This is a genomic window from Klebsiella sp. JB_Kp004 (genome assembly GCF_040065795.1).
Taxonomy (GTDB): Bacteria; Pseudomonadota; Gammaproteobacteria; order Enterobacterales; family Enterobacteriaceae; genus Klebsiella; species Klebsiella quasipneumoniae.
The window spans coordinates 1-17079 of the sequence record NZ_JBEAKW010000019.1 but is presented as its reverse complement, the minus strand read 5'-3'; the positions used below and the strand labels follow the sequence as shown (position 1 = coordinate 17079).

Genomic DNA, 17079 nt, shown 5'->3' with positions numbered 1-17079 from the left:
GGCCGGGTAAGGCGAAAGCCGCCACCCGGCAGACATGCGAGCACAATTTTGCGTTTACCTTGTCCTCACCCCAGATACTCAATCACCGACAGCCCGCCGTTGTAATCGGTGCTGTAGATAATGCCCTGCGCATCGACAAACACATCGCAGGACTGGATCACCCGCGGGCGGCCGGGACGGGTATCCATCATCCTCTCAGGAGCAGCCGGCACCAGCGCCCCAGTCTCCAGCGGACGATACGGGTTGGAAATATCGTACGCCCGCACGCCGGCATTCTGATAGGTGGCGAAGATAAGCGTTGAGCTGACAAAGCTCCCCGGCCGGTTCTCATGCAGGTTATGCGGCCCGAAGTGCGCCCCTTTCGCCACATAGTCGATTTCATCAGGCTGTGGGAAAGTCGAGATACTTACCGGGTTCGCCGGCTCGCGAATATCAAACAGCCAGATCAGCTTCTCGCCGTCCTCCTGATTGTCGAGCACCGCTTCATCCAGCACCACCAGCAGATCGCGATCCGGCAGCGGCAGCGCGGTATGCGTTCCGCCGCCGAACGGCGGGCTCCAGTTGCGATGGCTGATCAGCGTCGGCTGGGTACGGTCTTTGACATCCAGCAGCGTCAGGCCGCCGTCGCGCCAGCTGCCGTAGGCGGTATCCCCGGCAATAATGGCGTGGTGCAGCGCATAGCGTTTACCCTGCGGCCAGTCCGGTGTTTCACCGCCCGCCTGGTGCATCCCCGGCAACCACCAGCGCCCGGCAACCTGCGGTTTACGCGGATCGGCCAGATCGATGGTCAGGAAGATGTAGTCGGTAAAACCGTCGATCAGCGCGGACACATACGCCCAGCGGCCGCCGACGTACCAGATGCGGTGAATGCCGATACCGCTCAGCGACAGAAAGCCAATTTCACGCGGCTTATCCGGCGTGGAGATATCAAACACGCGCAGCCCGGCGCTCCAGCCTTTGTCCTGCACATCGCTGACCGTGTCACCCACCGAGCGGGTGTAGTACACCTTCTCATCGGCAAAACGGGCGTCGGCAAACAGATCCCGGGCGTTGATCACCAGCAGCAGATCGTCATGCGCCTGGAGGTGCACGTTCCAGGTGCCCGGCGGTGCGGCAATATAGTTGACCGTGGTGGGCCGGGTCGGATCGCGCACATCGACCACGGAAAAACCCTGCGACACCATATGGCCAATATAGGCGAATCCGCGGTGCACCATCAGCTGGACGCCGTCCGGACGACCGCCCTGGTCGCTATGGCCGATCAGCCGCATATTGCGGCTGTATTCTGGGGAAGGTAATGCTGACATAGGGAATTCCTTTCGCCCGGTGGCGCTGCGCTTACCGGGCCTACGGGCGCTGTTGGTTTTCCCCCTCTCCCTGTGGGAAAGGGCAACAGGCCGCCCCCGCCGCCACCCGGCTTCGTTTTATTTGTTTTTCGCTTCCAGCGTCGCAAACCACGGCGCGATAAAGTCTTCCGTCTGGCCCCAGCCCGGAATGATTTTCCCCAGCGTGGCCACGTTCACCGCCCCCGGCTGGGCCGCCAGCAGCGCCTGCGGGATCGCCGCCGCCTTGAAGTCGTAGGTGGCCGGCGTCGGCTCGCCGGCGATCTTATTGGCGATCAGCCGCACGTTGGTCGCGCCGATAAGCTTCGGATCCACCGCCACGCTCACCTTCCACGGGCTGCCGGCTTCGCGCATCAGCTGCAGATCCTGGTTGGAAATATCAATACTGTAGAGTTTGATCTCGGTGCGGCCGTTCTCTTTCAGCGCCTTATAGGCCCCCTGGCTAAAGGCATCCCAGGTGCCCCAGATAGCGTCGATTTTCCCTTTCGGATATTTGGCGAGGATCGCCCCCACCTTGTTAGCGGTATCGCCCTGCACATCGGACGAAACGGCGCCGATCGACTCCAGCTCTTTAATCCCCGGATTTTGCTTCAGCAGCGTCTGATAAGCCGCCTGACGGCGCTCCATTGGCGGGAAACCCGCCACCCACAGCTTGACGATGTTGGCTTTGCCGTTGAAGTCTTTCACCAGCTGGCCAAAGGAGAGATCGGTCAGTGAGGCGTCATCCTGCTGGCTGACCGTCACGCCGGGGATCTCGCCGCTCACCGCGGTATCGAACACCGCCACTTTGATCCCGGCGTCCACCGCCTTCTTCACCAGGGCCGTCGAATAGGGGTCACGCCCCTGGGAGAGAATAATGCCGTCGTATTTCTGGCTGATCGCCTGGTTGACGAAGTCCTGGAATTTGGCGTCATCGCCGTTGCTCAGGAAGGTGCTGATTTTGAAACCGAGCTTTTTGCCTTCCTGCAGCGCCCCGGCGACAAACTGGGTGGTGTTATCGTCAGACCCCAGGTTGCGGATCACTGCAATGCGGATCGGGCCGTTGTGTTCGGCAATGGCCGCCGGCACCGGCGTCGGGGCGGTGGCCAGCGCCGCCGTCGACTGCAGCAGACCCAGCGTAATGAGAGAGAGTGCGATCTTTTTCATGCGGTTTACCCTGTGAAATGTTAAGTACGGCGCTGAAAATAGGTCAGTGCCAGCGCGCCAGCCAGTACCAGCCCTTTAATAATGTCCATCGCGTAATACGGCACCGAGAGCATCACCAGCCCGTTGGAAAGCACGCCGAGGATCACCGCCCCCACCAACGTCCCCAGAGCGTTCGGTTTGCCGGAACCGGCCAGCGAAAAGCCGATCCAGGCCGCCGCCACCGCGTCCATCAGATAGCCGCCGCCGGCGTTAACCTGCGACGATCCGATACGCGAGGCCAGCAGAATGCCGCCGAGCCCGGCCAGCAGCGAGGCAATCACGTACGCCGCCACTTTATAACGCGTGATCCGCAGGCCGGAGAGCCGCGCCGCCTCCGGGTTGCCGCCGATGGCGTACATCCGCCGGCCGTGGGTGGTGAACGACAGCGCCAGCTGGGCGACCAGCGTCACCACCAGCATGATGATGACGATGGTCGGCACCTGGCCCAGCGCGCCAAACGCCGCCGGGATGGTGCCGTCCGCCATCTCGCCGCTCGGCAGCACCATGTTTTCGGTAATCGACCCGCCGTAGCTGTATGTCATTGCCACCCCCTGAATCACAAACAGGCTGGCCAGGGTGGCGAGCATGTCGGGGATGCGCAGCACCACGATCAGAAAGGCGTTAAACAGCCCCACCAGGGTGCAGAGCGCGAGGGTGATCAGAATGGCTTCGGTGGTCCCCAGGCCGTGCCAGACAAACAGGGAGATCACCAGGGCGTTGGCCAGCGACGCCGTCGATCCGACGGACAGATCGAAGCCGCCGATGGTGAGGGAAATCGACACCCCAATGGCAATCACCGTCACGATGGCTATCGAGCGCAGAATGTTGATGATGTTGAACGGGTCAAGGAAGTTGTCCGAGGCGAAGCCAAAGACCGCCACCAGCAGCACCACGGTCAGCAACATGCCCCACTTATAGAGAAAATCAAAAAATCGCTGACGGCCCGATACCGTCGCGCTCACTGCCAGGGCCTTGCTCACGCTGCCGCTCCTCCGGTTGAATAATAAAGCAGTGTCTCTTCCCGGGCTTCCGCGCCGGGGATCTCCGCCACGATCCGTCCGTCCCATAGTACGCAGATGCGGTCGCATAAACCGACCAGCTCGGCGAATTCACCCGAGGCATAAATCACCCCTTTGCCTTCCCGCGCCAGACCATCGATCAGCATGAACAGATCGGTTTTCGCTTTCACATCGACCCCTTTGGTCGGTTCGTCAAAAATCAAAACGTTGGCATCGCCGCGCAACCATTTGCCAATGGCCACCTTCTGCTGATTGCCGCCGGACAGACGGCGCAGCGTCTGACCGGGACCGGTGGCGCGCACCCCGAGGCGGGCTATCACCTCCTCCGCCCAGCGCCAGGCCTGGCGATGGCCGAACAGGCTCCAGCGCGAAAAGTGGTTATCGGCGCTGACCGCCAGGTTCATCGCGATCGGCTCTTCGATGAAAATGCCCTCTTTGCGCCGCTCCTCCGGGACCAGCGCCAGGCCGCGCCCCACCGAGTCGGCGGGATCCCGCGGCCGCCACGGCTGGCCGTTCAGCTCGCCGCGCTGCACCCGGCTTTTGCTGGCGCCGAACAGCGCTTTGCACAGCTCGGTTTTGCCCGCCCCGGCCAGCCCGGCGATCCCCAGAATTTCCCCCTTACGCAGGCGCAGCGAGATATCCTGCAGCAGCGCCTCATCGTGCAACCCTTCCACCTGCAGCAGCACTTCTTCACCGTGCGGCGGACGCGGCGGCGGGAAGATATCGCTCAGCTCGTGGCCCAGCATCTTTTCGACAATCTGTTCCCCGCTCAGCGGCGCCATCGGGCCGCTCTCAATCAGACGCCCGTCGCGCAGCACCGTCAGGGTGTCGCAGATCGCCTTCAGCTCGTGGATGCGGTGCGAAATAAACACCACCCCGATCCCCTGCTGCTGCAGACGGCGTACCACCGCAAACAGGCGTTCGCTTTCATGCTGATCCAGCGGCGCGGTGGGTTCATCGAGGATCAGAAAGCGGCAATGGTGCGACAGGGCGCGGGCCAGCAGGATCTGCTGTTTTTCGGCGAGCGTGCAGCTGTCAATAGAGCGCCTGACGTCCAGCGCCACGTCCAGCTGCGCCAGCGCCTCGCGCGCCAGCTGCCGAACCCGCGACCAGCGGAAGGTCGGCCCCGGCTCCGCCAGCCTGTCCAGCATGATGTTTTCGGCAATGCTCAGGCCCGGCACCAGCGCCACGTCCACCTCCTGCTGCACCAGGTGGATCCCCAGCTGTTTGGCATCCCGCGGCGAACGAATGGTGACCGGCTGGTTATTGATCGTCACTTCGCCCTGATAATGGGCGTGGGTGCCGCACAGCACTGCCATCAGCGTCGACTTACCCGCGCCGTTGGCGCCGGTCAGGGCATGCACCGACCCGCCATGAAGGGTGAAGGCCACCTTGTTCAGCGCCTGAAAGCCGGAGAAGGCCAGGCTAATGTTATGCATCTCAAGGCGATTCGCGCTCATCACTGCTCCCGTGCGGCAATTAATCTTCTGATTTAACGAATTTTTCATAGCCGCCGCTGGCTGACAACTGCGTAAAAAGCATAAGATACAACGAAATAATATTAGCCATCTGGATGTCCAGACATAACATCAGGTTAGCCCAACACCTATAAGGACAGCTTTCATGAGCAACAGCGAGATCCGCGTCGTGCCCGGCCCGGCCAACTATTTCTCCCACCCTGGCAGCCTTCAGCGGCTAAGCGATTTTTTTAACGCCGACCAGCTATCGCGGGCGGTGTGGGTCTATGGCGAGCGCGCCCTGGCCGGCGCCGAACCTTTTCTGCCGGCGGCCTTCCACCTGCCGGAGGCAAAAAAGATCCGCTTTACCGGCCACTGCAGCGAACGCGATGTGGCGGCGCTGGCGCAGGCCTCAGGTGACGATCGGGCGGTAGTGATTGGCGTAGGCGGCGGCGCGCTGCTCGACAGCGCGAAAGTGCTGGCCCGCCGCCTGGGGGTTCCGCTGGTGGCCATCCCGACCATCGCCGCCACCTGCGCGGCATGGACGCCGCTGTCGGTGTGGTACAGCGACGCCGGACAGGCCCTGAATTTTGAGATCTTCGATGACGCGAATTTCCTGGTGCTGGTCGAGCCGCGCATCATTCTCAACGCCCCGGCGGAGTACCTGCTGGCGGGCATTGGCGACACCTTAGCCAAATGGTATGAGGCAGTGGTGCTGGCGCCGCAGCCGGAGGCCCTGCCGCTCACCGTGCGGCTGGGGATTAACGGCGCGCTGGCGATCCGCGACGTGCTGCTGGCCAGCAGCGAAACGGCGCTGGCGGACCAGCGCCGCGGCGAGCTGAGCCAGGCGTTTCGCGATGTGGTGGATGCGGTTATCGCCGGCGGCGGGATGGTTGGCGGGCTGGGGGAACGTTACACCCGGGTCGCCGCCGCCCACGCGGTGCATAACGGGCTGACGGTGCTGCCGCAGACGGATAAATTCCTCCACGGCACCAAGGTGGCCTACGGCATTCTGGTGCAAAGCGCCCTGCTCGGTCAGGATGAGGTCCTGGCGCAGCTGGTGCAGGCCTGGCAGCGCTTTAACCTGCCGGCGACGCTGGCGGCGCTGGAGGTCGATATCACTAACCGCGAAGAGCTTGACCGGGTCATTGCCCATACCCTGCGCCCGGGCGAGTCGATTCACTATTTACCGGTGACGTTAACCCCTGAGGTTCTGCGCGCGGCGTTTGAGAAGGTGGAATACTTCAGCCGTTAATCACCCCGACCGTCTATACCTAATGATGATTCTCACCACTCTCGCAACGAGGTCATCATGCAGATCGATTTAACAGGTAAGAAGGCGCTGGTTACCGGCGCCAGCCGTGGGTTGGGTCGGGCTATCGCCCTGTCGCTGGCGCGCGCCGGCGCCGATGTGGTTATTACGTATGAAAAATCGGCCGATAAAGCCCAGGCGGTCGCCGACGAAATAAAAGCGCTGGGCCGGCACGGTGAAGCGGTGCAGGCCGACAGCGCCAGCGCGCAGGCGATTCAGGATGCCGTCACCCATGCGGCGCGTTCCCTCGGCGGGCTGGACATTCTGGTCAACAACGCCGGGATCGCGCGCGGCGGCCCGCTGGAGTCCATGACGCTGGCGGACATCGACGCGCTTATCAACGTCAATATTCGTGGGGTGGTTATCGCCATCCAGGAGGCGCTGGTGCATATGTCAGACGGCGGGCGCATCATCAACATCGGCAGCTGTCTGGCTAACCGCGTGGCGCAGCCGGGCATCGCGGTTTACTCGATGACCAAGTCCGCCCTCAACTCCCTTACCCGCGGCCTGGCGCGCGATTTAGGCCCCCGCGGGATCACCGTTAACCTCGTCCATCCCGGCCCGACCAACAGCGATATGAACCCGGAAGACGGCGAGCAGGCCGATGCCCAGCGTCAACTTATTGCGTTAGGTCACTACGGCCAGCCGGAAGACATCGCCGCGGCGGTCACCTTCCTCGCCAGCCCGGCCGCCGGGCAGATCTCCGGCACCGGGCTGGACGTGGATGGCGGTTTGAACGCCTGATCGCACATTTTCTGCAAGCCTCTGTCGCCCGGCAGAGGCCTTTTCGAGCCGCCTCGACGGGTTGCGTTTTGCCGCTTACCTGCCTTTTTTCTCCGCTCTACCCTACCCCATAAGAAATTCGGAATTTATCTAACAGTCTTATTATTTCCTTATATTTTGTGCGGTCGTACAGTGGAGGTACGGATGAAGATTGTCTGGTCAAAAACGGCAGATAAGCAATTTTCTAAAATCGATAATCGGTATAAGAGCCGCATTAAATCCAGGCTGGAGAAGATGGATGATAAAGCTTCACCTATCTCGGATATCAAAAAATTATTCTCTCCCGAAAACCACTACCGGCTGCGATTAGGTGATTACAGAGTCATCTACACCTTTGGGGATCCACCGGGCGATACCTGCTACGTCGTGGCGGTTAAACGCCGAACCACCACCACCTACCTGCATGAGGAGCATGCCGAATATGACTATTCAGTACATCAAGGATGAAGAAGGAAAAGACCAGTATGTCGTCATTCCTTACAGTGATTACTTTCGTATGCGCCTGGCTCTGCTGGAGTACGACGACGAGGATGAAAGCGACTGGGAAGATATTCCTTATGAATCAGACATCTATGATAACGTCATGCTGCCAGGCGAAGTATGCGACGTGATGCATAAAGAAAACGTCAGCCTGCAGGCTGCGTGGCGCATCCTGCGCGGGATGTCCCAGCAGGAGGTCGCCGAAAAGCTCGGCATCAGCCAGTCCGCCGTGTCACAGCTGGAAGCGCTGGACTCCCGTCCGCAGAAGCGCACCCGCGAGAAGCTGGCGGCGCTCTACGGCTGTAAGCAGGAGCAGATCAGCCTCTATCTGCCGAAAGAGGGTTAACAGCACTTCGCCCCGCCCTTGCCGCCGTAGCGGGCGTCCTGGCGTTCGCGGAAAAATGCTTCGTAGGTCATTGGCGTCTGATCCGGATGGTTGACGCGCATGTGCTCGACGTAGTTGTCGTAATCCGGCACGCCGATCATCATTTTGGCGGCCTGGCCCAGATACTTACCTGCTTTGGAAAGGGTGTCGAACATAATTCTGATCTCACAGAAAAAGTACGCCGGGTAAGGCGAAGCCGCCACCCGGCACACAGGTTAATGCGCCCCTTTCGCCTGGGTCACTATCGCGTCCAGGTTTTCAGGCATTGGCTCATACGGTGTCTCTTTCGCCGTCGGTTTATTCTCTTTCAGCGCCGCCAGCGCGGTTTTAATCGAGAACAGCGCCAGCACCACCACCACGATCATAAAGAAGATGGTCAGCCCGGCATCGAGACGGTTGTTAAACACCAGCTGCGCCAGCTGCGACTCGGTATACTGCGCCGGGATTTTGCCGCTGTCGATCATCGCCTGGAACTTGTTGGCAATCGCCAGGAAGCCCACTTTATTGTCCGGGCTGAAGGCCTTCTGCCAGCCGGCGGTGAGGGTACAGATCAGCAGCCAGGCCGTCGGCACCAGCGCCACCCACGCATAGCGCTGACGTTTCATCTTGAACAGCACCACTGCGCAGAGCATCAGCGCCATCCCCGCCAGCATCTGGTTGGCGATACCGAACAGCGGCCACAGGGTGTTAATGCCGCCCAGCGGATCGACCACTCCCTGATGGAGGAAGTAGCCCCACGCCAGCACGCACAGCGCCGTCGCCAGCAGGTTAGCCGGTAACGAGTCAGTACGCTTCAGGTTCGGGGAGATCACCCCCAGCAGATCCTGCAGCATAAAGCGCGCCGCACGGGTGCCGGCATCCACCGCCGTCAGGATAAACAGCGCTTCAAACAGAATGGCGAAGTGGTACCAGAACGAAACGTCCATCAACCCGCCCAGCGCGCCGTGGAGAATGTAGGCCATGCCCACCGCCAACGTAGGCGCCCCGCCGGCGCGGGAGATGATGGACTGCTCGCCCACCTCATTGGCGATATGCGTCAACGTTTCCGGGGTAATCGCAAAGCCCCAACCGCTCACCACCTGCGCCGCCGACGCCACCACATCGGTGGTTCCCGCCGGCGCCAGCACCGCCATCGGGCTGTTCATCGCGAAGTAGACGCCCGGGTCAATGATACAGGCGGCCACCAGCGCCATAATCGCCACGAAGGATTCCATCAGCATGCCGCCGTAGCCGATAAAGCAGGCCTGATTTTCATTCGCCAGCATCTTCGGCGTGGTACCGGAGGCAATCAGGGCGTGGAAGCCCGACACCGCGCCGCAAGCGATGGTGATAAACAGGAACGGGAACAGGTTGCCAGTCCATACCGGGCCAGTACCGTCGATAAATTTGGTCAGCGCCGGCATGGTCAGGGTCGGACGCATAATCAGAATGCCGATCGCCAGACCGACGATAGTGCCGATTTTCAGGAAGGTGGAGAGGTAGTCGCGCGGGGCGAGCAGCAGCCAGACCGGCAGCACCGCGGCGACAAAGCCGTAGCCCACCAGCATCCAGGTGAGCTGAACGCCGGTAAAGTCAAAGAACGGCGCCCAGGTCGGGCTTTCCGCTACCCAGCCGCCGGAGATAATGGCGAACACCAGCAATACCAGCCCAATCACCGACACTTCGCCAATGCGCCCCGGGCGCAGATAGCGAATATAGATCCCCATAAACAGCGCCAGCGGAATGGTAAAGGCCACGGTATAGGTTCCCCACGGGCTGTGGGTCAGCGCTTTCACCACGATCATCGCCAGCACCGCGAGGATGATCACCATGATCATAAAGGTCGCCACCAGGGCAATCACCCCGGCGGTCGCCCCCATCTCCTCTTTCACCAGCTCGCCCAGCGAACGGCCGTCGCGCCGGGTGGAAACGAACAGCACCATAAAGTCCTGCACCGCCCCGGCCAGCACTACGCCGGCGAGGATCCAGATCATCCCCGGCAGATAGCCCATCTGCGCGGCGAGCACCGGGCCCACCAACGGCCCCGCGCCGGCGATGGCGGCAAAATGGTGACCGAACAGCACTTTTTTGTCAGTCGGGACATAGTCGAGGCCATCGTTATGCCGCACCGCGGGCGTCATGCGCGTCGGGTCGACGCCGAGCACGGTTTTGGCGATATACAGGCCGTAAAAACGATACGCGATCAGATAAACGCAGACTGCCGCGACGACAATCCACAGCGCGTTGATCTGCTCACCCCGGTTTAAAGCAATGTAGCCGAGGGCAAAGGCTCCGATCACGGAGAGCAGTGCCCAGATAAGGTATTTCCCTGAATTATTCATTGTTGTGGTCCACCGGTAGGGTAATCAGGATGTTACAGTTTGTTTCTAGAACACAACGCAGAATTTAACAACATCGAAACAGCGCAGATGCCGTCCACCCACAGAGATTTGTCTCACATTGCTAGCGAGATCACTTAAGGCAGGAAAATGAATGAAAGGATTATCGTGAACGGTGCCGTTTGTTTGTCGGGTGGCGGCTAACGCCTTACCCGACCTACAGATCCGTAGTCCGGCTAAGCGCAGCGCAAGCCGGGGAAACAGCGGCTTCCTGACCCAGAAACCGTAGCCCTGCTAAGTACAGCCGAGCAGGGATATTCCCGGATGGCGGCGCGCTGCGCCTTATCCGGGCTACCCATTGCGCCGATACGTAGCCCGGCTCAGCGCAGCGCAAGCCGGGGCAAGCGTGGCTGCTTAGCCCAGCACCGCGGTGCCCAGACGACAGGTGCAGCAGCGCCGCCCCTTCTCGTCATACACCACAATCTCCCAGCTCTGGCTCTGCCGGCCAAGATGCAGCGGGCGGCACTCGCCGCGCACTTTCCCGCTGGAGACCGCCCGGTGATGGGTGGCGTTCAGCTCGGTGCCGACCACGCACTGCCCCTCGTCGGTCATCAGCCAGCCGGCCATCGACCCCAGCGTCTCCGCCAGCGCCGCTGAAGCGCCGCCGTGCAGCAGGCCAAACGGCTGATGGGTGCGGGCATCCACCGGCATCTCCGCCTCCAGCAGCCCCGCCTCCAGCCGGGTGTAGACGATCCCCAGATGCGCCACCAGGGTGTTTTCGCTGCTGGCGTTCAGCGCCGCCAGCGTGAGCGCTCGTTTCCAGGCCATTTACGCCCCCAGCGTCGAGCCGCCGTCCACCACGATATCCTGCAGGGTGATATGGCTGGCATGAGCAGAGGCGAGGAACAGAATGGTATTCGCAATCTCCTGCGGGCGGGCAATCTTACCCAGCGGGATGCCGAGCTTAAACTGCTCGCCGAAACCGCGGATCCGCTGCTGCTCCGCATCGTCGCTGACCCACAGCGTGCGCTGCATATCGGTATCGGTAGAGCCCGGCGAGACCAGATTACAGCGCACCCCGCTGCCCGCCAGCTCAAGGCCGACGGTCAGCGCCAGGCTTTTCAGCGCCGCCTTCGAGGCGCCATAGGCGCTCATGCCGATGCGCGGCGTGTGCGCGGCATCGGAGGCGACGGTGACGATGGCCCCGCCCCGCTGGCGACGGAACTGGGCCATCGTCTGCTGAAACAGGTTGAACGCCCCGCCGACGTTGACCGCGAAGGTCTGCTGCCAGTCTTCCGCGCTTAGCTGGTCGGTGGCGCCCATGCGCAGGATCCCGGCGGCGTTCACCAGCACGTCTAACCGCTCGGTGTTCGCCAACAGGCGGCTGCACACCTCGCGCACCCGGTCGGCATCGGCGACGTCCAGCGTTTCGGTCGCAAACGGGTAGCGTTCGCCGTCAAAGGCGAGGTCGAAACCGATGACGTTGGCGCCGGCCTCCACAAAAGCCAGCGCGGTGGCATAACCGATCCCTTTACCTGCGCCGGTCACCCACACGGTCTGACCGCGAAAATCCAGCGCCGCCATTATCGCACCTCGCGGGAAAGCAGCGCCCACCAGGCGTCGATGGTCGGGTTTTTCGCCAGCATCACGAAGTCGATATCGCCGTGCACTTTGCGCCAGCGGGCGGCCAGGGCCATCATCCGCACCGAATCCAGACCGTAGTCGATCAGATTTTCATCATCCAGCGGTTCGTCGGATTCGTCGAGCAGCGGCAGGATCAGCGCGCGCAGCGCCGCTTTGGAGGCCGGCAGCGGCAACAGCGCTTCGGTCATCACCACGCGGCCGGAGCGGCCGGCGACGTATTTCAGCGCCATCAGGTGCTCTTCGCGGCTGAAGTCCGCCAGCGCGTCGGCGACAAAGAACGGTTTGATATCGCGCATAAAGGCGTCGGTGGCGGTGGTCATGCAGCCGATATGGGCATACACGCCGGTGATGATTAGCTGGTCGCGGCCGCTCTCTTTCAGCATCGCCTCCAGCGGCGAGCGATGAAACGCGCTGTAGCGCCATTTCACCAGCACGGTGTCGTCTTCATCCGGCGCCAGGGCGGCAATCACCTGCTGCTGCTCCGGCGAACGGGTCAGCCCCGGCCCCCACATATCATTCAGCAGCGCGCGATCTTCATCGCTCTGCTCTTTCGGCTGGGCGGTGTAGTACACCGGAATGCCGTTCTGTTTGCAGAAGTCGCGCAGGGCGGCGATATTGGCCACCACTTTCTCCATCATCGCGCTGTTTTCGCCCCAGAAATTGAGGAAATACTCTTGCATATCGTGGATCAGCAGCGCGGCGCGGGAGGGCTCAAAGGCCCAGCTGACTTTGTTCGCCGGGATATCGCTGGCTTCCGGCAGCGCGTAAGCCTGTAATTTAGGGATTGCCATTTTCTGTTCTCCTTCAGCCCAGCTTGCCTTCGGCCAGCCACTGACGTAATTGTTTCTTATCGACTTTGCCCACCGGCGTCAGCGGCAGCGCGGCAACGCACTCCACGCGGTCCGGCAGTTTAAATTCAGCCACTCCCTGCTCGCGCAGGAAGCGGCGCACCGCGACGGCGCGCAGCGGCGAGGTCGCCACCAGGTAAGCGCAGCTCTTCTCGCCCAGCAGGTTGTCTTCAATGCTGACCAACGCGGCGTGGATCACCGCCTCATGGCGCAGCAGCAGGTTTTCGATCTCTTCGGCGGCGATCTTCTCGCCGCCACGGTTGATCTGGTCTTTTTCCCGGCCCTGGACGGTGATATACCCGTCTTCATCGATCGATATCAGATCGCCGGAACAGTAAAACCCGTCGGCGTCAAAGGCTTCCGCGTTATGCTGCGGGCTGTTGTAGTAGCCGCGGAAGGTGTACGGCCCGCGGGTCATCAGGCGGCCCACTTCGCCGCGCGGCAGCGGGTTGCCGTCGGCATCCGCCACCCACACTTCATCATCCGGGCACATCGGGCAGCCCTGGGTATGAATGATCCGCTCAGGGCTGTCGTTAAGGCGGGTGTAATTCACCAGCCCCTCCGCCATGCCGAACACCTGCTGCAGCTGGCAGCCAATTTCCGCCGGGATGCGCGCGGCAAGGGTCGCCGACAGGCGCGCGCCGCCGACCTGCAGCAGCTGCAGCGACTGCAGCTGAGCATTGCCGCCCCATTCATGGATCGCCTGCAGCCACAGGCTGACCGCCGGCGGCACCAGCGAGGCGACGTTGATCTGATGTTTTTCAATCAGCGGGAAACAGAGGGTGGCGCTGGGGTCGGCGGCGAGGATCACCCGCCCGCCGGCGAGGAAAACGCCCAGCGACCCCGGGGAGCTCATCGCATAGTTATGCGCCGCCGGCAGCGCGTTGAGGTAGCGCGTCTCAGCGTTAATCCCGCAGATCTCGTTGCTGCGGCGAATGCTGTAGTCGTAGTCGTTATGGGTACGCGGGATCAGCTTCGGCGTCCCGGTGCTGCCGCCGGAGAGCTGGAAAAAAGCCACTTCGTCGGCAGGGGTTGGGTTAGCGATAAAGTTATCCGCCGGGCGGTTAATCTCCGTCGCCAGATCGCGCTCGCCGCCGTCGTTACGCAGCAGCGCCACGCGCAGGGAAGGATGTTCAGCGATAAACGCGTGAAGAAAGCTATCGTCGGCAAACAGCGCGTGCTCGCGGTCGGCGATCAGCAGCGCCGGTTTAATCTGCGCGGCGTAGGCGTTAAGCTCGCTGCGCTGGTGGCTGAACAACGCGTTCACCGGCGCGACGCCGATGCGCAGCAGCGCGAAGAAGGTGATGTAAAACTCGGCGACGTTGCCCAGCTGCACCAGCGCGGTTTCCCCGCGCTTCAGTCCCTGACGCTGCAGAGAGCAGGCAAGGTTGTCCACCCGCTGGTTAAACTGGCGGTAGCTAATGTGTCGATCGCCATCGATAATCGCCACGGCGTCGTTTTCCGCGTGACGGGTGATCAGATTGGTTAATGGCAGATCCTGCCAGTAGCCTTTTTGGCGATAGCGGGCCGCGAACTCATCCGGCCAACGGGTAAATGCAATCATCCTTGCCTCTTAATTCAAGCCAAATACGTTAAGCATGGTGGTCAGTTTGACGCCGGTTTCGCGCCATTCGCCCAGCGGCGAGGAGGCTGGAACGATGCCCGCGCCGGCAAACAGGCGCAGCGTACGCTGCTGCAGACGCGCGCAGCGGATGGTCACCACCCATTCGCCGTTGCCTTCATCGTCACACCAGCCGACGATACCGCCGAACAGCTGGCGGTCGAAGGGTTCCAGGTCGGCAATCAGGCGCTTCGCCGCCTGGTGCGGGAAGCCGCTCAGCGCCGGAGTCGGGTGCAGCAGGCAGGCCAGCGACATGGCGTTTTCTTCCGCCAGCGCCGTGCCCTCGATCGGCGTCGCCAGATGCCAGAGCGTCGGGGTGGTGATCAGCTGCGGCGATGCCGGCAGCGACAGCTGGCTGCTGCGCGGGCCCAGCACGCTCTTCATCGCCTGGGTCACCAGTTCGTGCTCGTGGCGATCTTTGCCGGACGCCAGCAGCCTGTTGCCCGCTTCGCGGTCCAGCACATCGTCCGGCTGGCGGCGGGCGGAGCCGGCCAGCGGCAGCGAGCTGAAGTGCGGTCCTTCTTTACGCAGCAGCAGCTCCGGGCTGGCGCCCAGCAGCACGCCGCCGTCGGAGAGCGGCACATGGAAGTTGAAGCTGGCGGGGTTCTGGGCGATCAGTCGCTCCATCAGGGCGCCGCTATCGACAGGATCGCGGGTGGTGATATCGATAAGTCGTGATAGCACCACTTTGTCCACTTCCGGCGTGGCGGTCAGCGCGGCGGCGCGTTCCACCATGGCTAAAAACGCATCCTGTTCCGGGATCTCCCGGCGCTCCACCACCTCCATCGTCTCCAGCGGCGCGGCATAGCGGGCGGAACGCTGTTTTTCCGGGCGCGAGAACGCTTCCCAGCGCTCCGGGATATAGAGCTCGGAAGGCTGACAGGTGTCGAACGGGATGGCCCCAACCATCACCGGCTTGCGGATCCCCGCCGCCCGGGCCTCGGCAAAGGCGGCGGCCATCTGCTGCTGGAACTCGCCATTCAGCGCATCGCCGCCGTCGGCGGGCGATGAGAAGCGGCGGAAGCAGCCTGAGGTGCTAAAACTGCGGTACGGCGACATAAAGAAGAAGCTGTCCGGCGATAAGGTCCGGGTAGATTTCTGTACATCCTCAGCCAGTGACGTTTCCATATCATCCTCCAAAAACGATAAATATATTACGAATAATTATCATTTGTATTTTGGTTGGCTAACCTAAAAGGTATTGCCCGTCATGTCAACCGCGTTACGTCATCGCGCCGCCACTTTGGCTTGCATCCTGTCGGCGCAAAGTTGAAAATGAGACGCATTTATTACCCTTCGAATCAGGATGCGATGACGTGAACTTCTCTTCTTTTTACCGCCGCGGCGCGCTGGCCGGCATGCTGTTGTTTTTAGGAATTACCTCAGCCCAGGCGGCGGACTGGCCGCGCCAGGTCACCGACAGCTACGGGACGCACACCCTGCCGAGCCAGCCGCTGCGCATTGTCTCCACCAGCGTGACCCTCACCGGCTCGCTGCTGGCGATCGACGCCCCGGTGGTCGCCAGCGGCGCCACCACCCCGAACAATCGCGTGGCCGATAGCCAGGGCTTTCTGCGCCAGTGGAGTGAGGTCGCCAAAGCCCGCAAGCTGGCGCGGCTGTACATCGGCGAACCGAGCGCGGAAGCGGTGGCCGCCCAGATGCCGGATCTGATCCTGGTGAGCGCCACCGGCGGCGACTCCGCCCTGCCGCTGTACGATCAGCTCAAAACGATCGCCCCGACGCTGGTCATCAACTATGACGATAAAAGCTGGCAAACGCTGCTTACCCAGTTGGGGCAGATCACCGGCCATGAGCAGCAGGCCAGCGCGCGCATCGCCGACTTCAATAAACAGCTCGTTTCGTTAAAAGAAAAAATGAAGCTGCCGCCGCAGCCGGTCACCGCCCTCGTCTATACCGCCGCCGCGCACAGCGCCAATATCTGGACGCCGGAATCGGCCCAGGGGCAGATGCTCGAACAGCTGGGCTTTAGCCTGGCGACGCTGCCGGGCGGCCTGCCCGCCAGCCATAGTCAGGGCAAACGCCACGATATCGTGCAGCTGGGCGGGGAGAACCTGGCCGCCGGTCTGAACGGCCAGAGCCTGTTCCTGTTCGCCGGCGACCAGAAAGATGTCGATGCCATTTACGCCAACCCGCTGCTGGCGCATCTCCCGGCGGTCGAAGGCAAACGCGTTTACCCGCTGGGCACCGAGACCTTCCGTCTTGACTACTACAGCGCCCTGCTGGTGCTCCAGCGTCTCTCCAGCCTGTTCGGCTAACGCGGGCCGAGCCATCGGGACGGGAACGCAGCCTGAACGCTTTGCCGGGCGGCGCTGCGCTTGCACCGGCCTACAGAGCTTGCACCGGCCTGCCGTACCCCAGGCCCGGTAAGGCGTTGCCGCCACCTGGCATCAGGACGGGTACGCGGTCGGAACACCTTGCCGGGCGGCGTGGCGCTTGCCCGGTCTACTGAGCTTGCACCGGCTTGCCGTACCGTAGGCCCGGTAAGGCGCAGCCGCCACCCTGCATCAGGACGGGTACGCGGTCGGAACACCTTGCCGGGCGGCGCTACGCTTGCACCGGCCTACAATGCTTGCGCCCTCCAGGCCAGACCTTCGGCCCGGTAGGACGTAGCCGCCACCGGGCATCAGGACGGGTACGCGGTCGGAACACCTTGCCGGGCGGCG

At 62.2% G+C, this 17079-nt stretch carries 16 protein-coding genes; 5 read left to right on the top strand and 11 right to left on the bottom strand.

What is annotated here, in order from left to right:
• Positions 1 to 65 precede the first annotated feature (65 nt).
• The 4 genes from ABLX76_RS13615 to ABLX76_RS13600 all read right to left on the bottom strand — a co-directional run bounded on the left by ABLX76_RS13615 (position 66) and on the right by ABLX76_RS13600 (position 5007).
• Positions 66 to 1307 (bottom strand): LVIVD repeat-containing protein, encoded by a 1242-nt coding sequence (locus ABLX76_RS13615; RefSeq protein ID WP_048297023.1) that lies wholly within the window; start codon positions 1305 to 1307, stop codon positions 66 to 68.
• A gap of 117 nt (positions 1308 to 1424) precedes the next feature.
• Positions 1425 to 2489 carry a sugar ABC transporter substrate-binding protein gene (locus tag ABLX76_RS13610; protein ID WP_032455089.1) on the bottom strand — a complete coding sequence of 355 codons (1065 nt, stop codon included), beginning with the start codon at positions 2487 to 2489 and terminating at the stop codon, positions 1425 to 1427.
• 20 nt (positions 2490 to 2509) lie between these two features.
• Positions 2510 to 3508: an ABC transporter permease gene (locus ABLX76_RS13605; protein WP_086076140.1), complete on the bottom strand. Its 999-nt coding sequence runs from the start codon at positions 3506 to 3508 to the stop codon at positions 2510 to 2512.
• Positions 3505 to 5007 (bottom strand): sugar ABC transporter ATP-binding protein, encoded by a 1503-nt coding sequence (locus tag ABLX76_RS13600; RefSeq protein WP_348874660.1) that lies wholly within the window; start codon positions 5005 to 5007, stop codon positions 3505 to 3507. The genes ABLX76_RS13605 and ABLX76_RS13600 overlap by 4 nt, the downstream gene beginning before the upstream one ends.
• Positions 5008 to 5170: 163 nt before the next feature.
• Here ABLX76_RS13600 and ABLX76_RS13595 point away from each other — a divergent pair, with 163 nt between their 5' ends.
• The 4 genes from ABLX76_RS13595 (at position 5171) to ABLX76_RS13580 (ending at position 7925) form a co-directional block, all read left to right on the top strand.
• Positions 5171 to 6259 carry an oxidoreductase gene (locus tag ABLX76_RS13595; protein ID WP_147734049.1) on the top strand — a complete coding sequence of 363 codons (1089 nt, stop codon included), beginning with the start codon at positions 5171 to 5173 and terminating at the stop codon, positions 6257 to 6259.
• A 57-nt stretch (positions 6260 to 6316) separates the two neighbouring features.
• Complete coding sequence (locus tag ABLX76_RS13590) at positions 6317 to 7060, top strand: 3-oxoacyl-ACP reductase family protein (protein WP_023288792.1); 744 nt, start codon at positions 6317 to 6319, stop codon at positions 7058 to 7060.
• 183 nt (positions 7061 to 7243) lie between these two features.
• The gene (locus ABLX76_RS13585; protein WP_348874658.1) at positions 7244 to 7546 is read left to right on the top strand and encodes a type II toxin-antitoxin system RelE/ParE family toxin; all 303 of its coding nucleotides are present in this window, start codon (positions 7244 to 7246) and stop codon (positions 7544 to 7546) included.
• Positions 7521 to 7925, top strand: a complete 405-nt coding sequence (locus ABLX76_RS13580; RefSeq protein WP_032455082.1) for a helix-turn-helix transcriptional regulator — start codon at positions 7521 to 7523, stop codon at positions 7923 to 7925. Before ABLX76_RS13585 ends, ABLX76_RS13580 begins: the two co-directional genes overlap by 26 nt.
• Here the strand turns inward: ABLX76_RS13580 and ABLX76_RS13575 are convergent.
• From ABLX76_RS13575 to entC, 7 genes are all read right to left on the bottom strand, one after another.
• Positions 7922 to 8119, bottom strand: a complete 198-nt coding sequence (locus ABLX76_RS13575; protein WP_023288790.1) for a YbdD/YjiX family protein — start codon at positions 8117 to 8119, stop codon at positions 7922 to 7924. The genes ABLX76_RS13580 and ABLX76_RS13575 overlap by 4 nt on opposite strands.
• Positions 8120 to 8179: 60 nt before the next feature.
• The gene (cstA, locus tag ABLX76_RS13570; RefSeq protein WP_023288789.1) at positions 8180 to 10285 is read right to left on the bottom strand and encodes a pyruvate/proton symporter CstA; all 2106 of its coding nucleotides are present in this window, start codon (positions 10283 to 10285) and stop codon (positions 8180 to 8182) included.
• 411 nt (positions 10286 to 10696) lie between these two features.
• Positions 10697 to 11110: a proofreading thioesterase EntH gene (entH, locus tag ABLX76_RS13565; protein WP_023288788.1), complete on the bottom strand. Its 414-nt coding sequence runs from the start codon at positions 11108 to 11110 to the stop codon at positions 10697 to 10699.
• Entirely contained in the window at positions 11111 to 11857 is a 747-nt protein-coding gene (gene entA / locus ABLX76_RS13560; protein WP_101995074.1) for a 2,3-dihydro-2,3-dihydroxybenzoate dehydrogenase EntA, read from the bottom strand.
• Positions 11858 to 11865: 8 nt separating this feature from the next.
• Positions 11866 to 12717, bottom strand: coding sequence for an enterobactin biosynthesis bifunctional isochorismatase/aryl carrier protein EntB (entB, locus tag ABLX76_RS13555; protein WP_048334361.1), 852 nt, complete (start codon positions 12715 to 12717; stop codon positions 11866 to 11868).
• Between the two features lie 13 nt (positions 12718 to 12730).
• Positions 12731 to 14338: a (2,3-dihydroxybenzoyl)adenylate synthase EntE gene (gene entE / locus ABLX76_RS13550; protein WP_072421329.1), complete on the bottom strand. Its 1608-nt coding sequence runs from the start codon at positions 14336 to 14338 to the stop codon at positions 12731 to 12733.
• A 9-nt stretch (positions 14339 to 14347) separates the two neighbouring features.
• Positions 14348 to 15523, bottom strand: a complete 1176-nt coding sequence (gene entC / locus ABLX76_RS13545; RefSeq protein WP_023288784.1) for an isochorismate synthase EntC — start codon at positions 15521 to 15523, stop codon at positions 14348 to 14350.
• 188 nt (positions 15524 to 15711) lie between these two features.
• On the opposite strand from entC, the gene fepB reads away from it, so the two are divergent.
• Entirely contained in the window at positions 15712 to 16671 is a 960-nt protein-coding gene (gene fepB / locus ABLX76_RS13540) for a Fe2+-enterobactin ABC transporter substrate-binding protein (protein WP_065812441.1), read from the top strand.
• The last annotated feature ends 408 nt before the right edge of the window (positions 16672 to 17079 follow it).

Coding starts and splice junctions, on each gene's coding strand:
- entH (WP_023288788.1), bottom strand. CDS start 11,110: ATGGCCTGGAAACGAGCGCTCACGCTGGCGGCGCTGAACGCCAGCAGC.
- entB (WP_048334361.1), bottom strand. CDS start 12,717: ATGGCAATCCCTAAATTACAGGCTTACGCGCTGCCGGAAGCCAGCGAT.
- ABLX76_RS13580 (WP_032455082.1), top strand. CDS start 7,521: ATGACTATTCAGTACATCAAGGATGAAGAAGGAAAAGACCAGTATGTC.
- entC (WP_023288784.1), bottom strand. CDS start 15,523: ATGGAAACGTCACTGGCTGAGGATGTACAGAAATCTACCCGGACCTTA.
- ABLX76_RS13615 (WP_048297023.1), bottom strand. CDS start 1,307: ATGTCAGCATTACCTTCCCCAGAATACAGCCGCAATATGCGGCTGATC.
- cstA (WP_023288789.1), bottom strand. CDS start 10,285: ATGAATAATTCAGGGAAATACCTTATCTGGGCACTGCTCTCCGTGATC.
- ABLX76_RS13575 (WP_023288790.1), bottom strand. CDS start 8,119: ATGTTCGACACCCTTTCCAAAGCAGGTAAGTATCTGGGCCAGGCCGCC.
- ABLX76_RS13600 (WP_348874660.1), bottom strand. CDS start 5,007: ATGAGCGCGAATCGCCTTGAGATGCATAACATTAGCCTGGCCTTCTCC.
- ABLX76_RS13585 (WP_348874658.1), top strand. CDS start 7,244: ATGAAGATTGTCTGGTCAAAAACGGCAGATAAGCAATTTTCTAAAATC.
- ABLX76_RS13610 (WP_032455089.1), bottom strand. CDS start 2,489: ATGAAAAAGATCGCACTCTCTCTCATTACGCTGGGTCTGCTGCAGTCG.
- ABLX76_RS13590 (WP_023288792.1), top strand. CDS start 6,317: ATGCAGATCGATTTAACAGGTAAGAAGGCGCTGGTTACCGGCGCCAGC.
- entE (WP_072421329.1), bottom strand. CDS start 14,338: ATGATTGCATTTACCCGTTGGCCGGATGAGTTCGCGGCCCGCTATCGC.
- ABLX76_RS13595 (WP_147734049.1), top strand. CDS start 5,171: ATGAGCAACAGCGAGATCCGCGTCGTGCCCGGCCCGGCCAACTATTTC.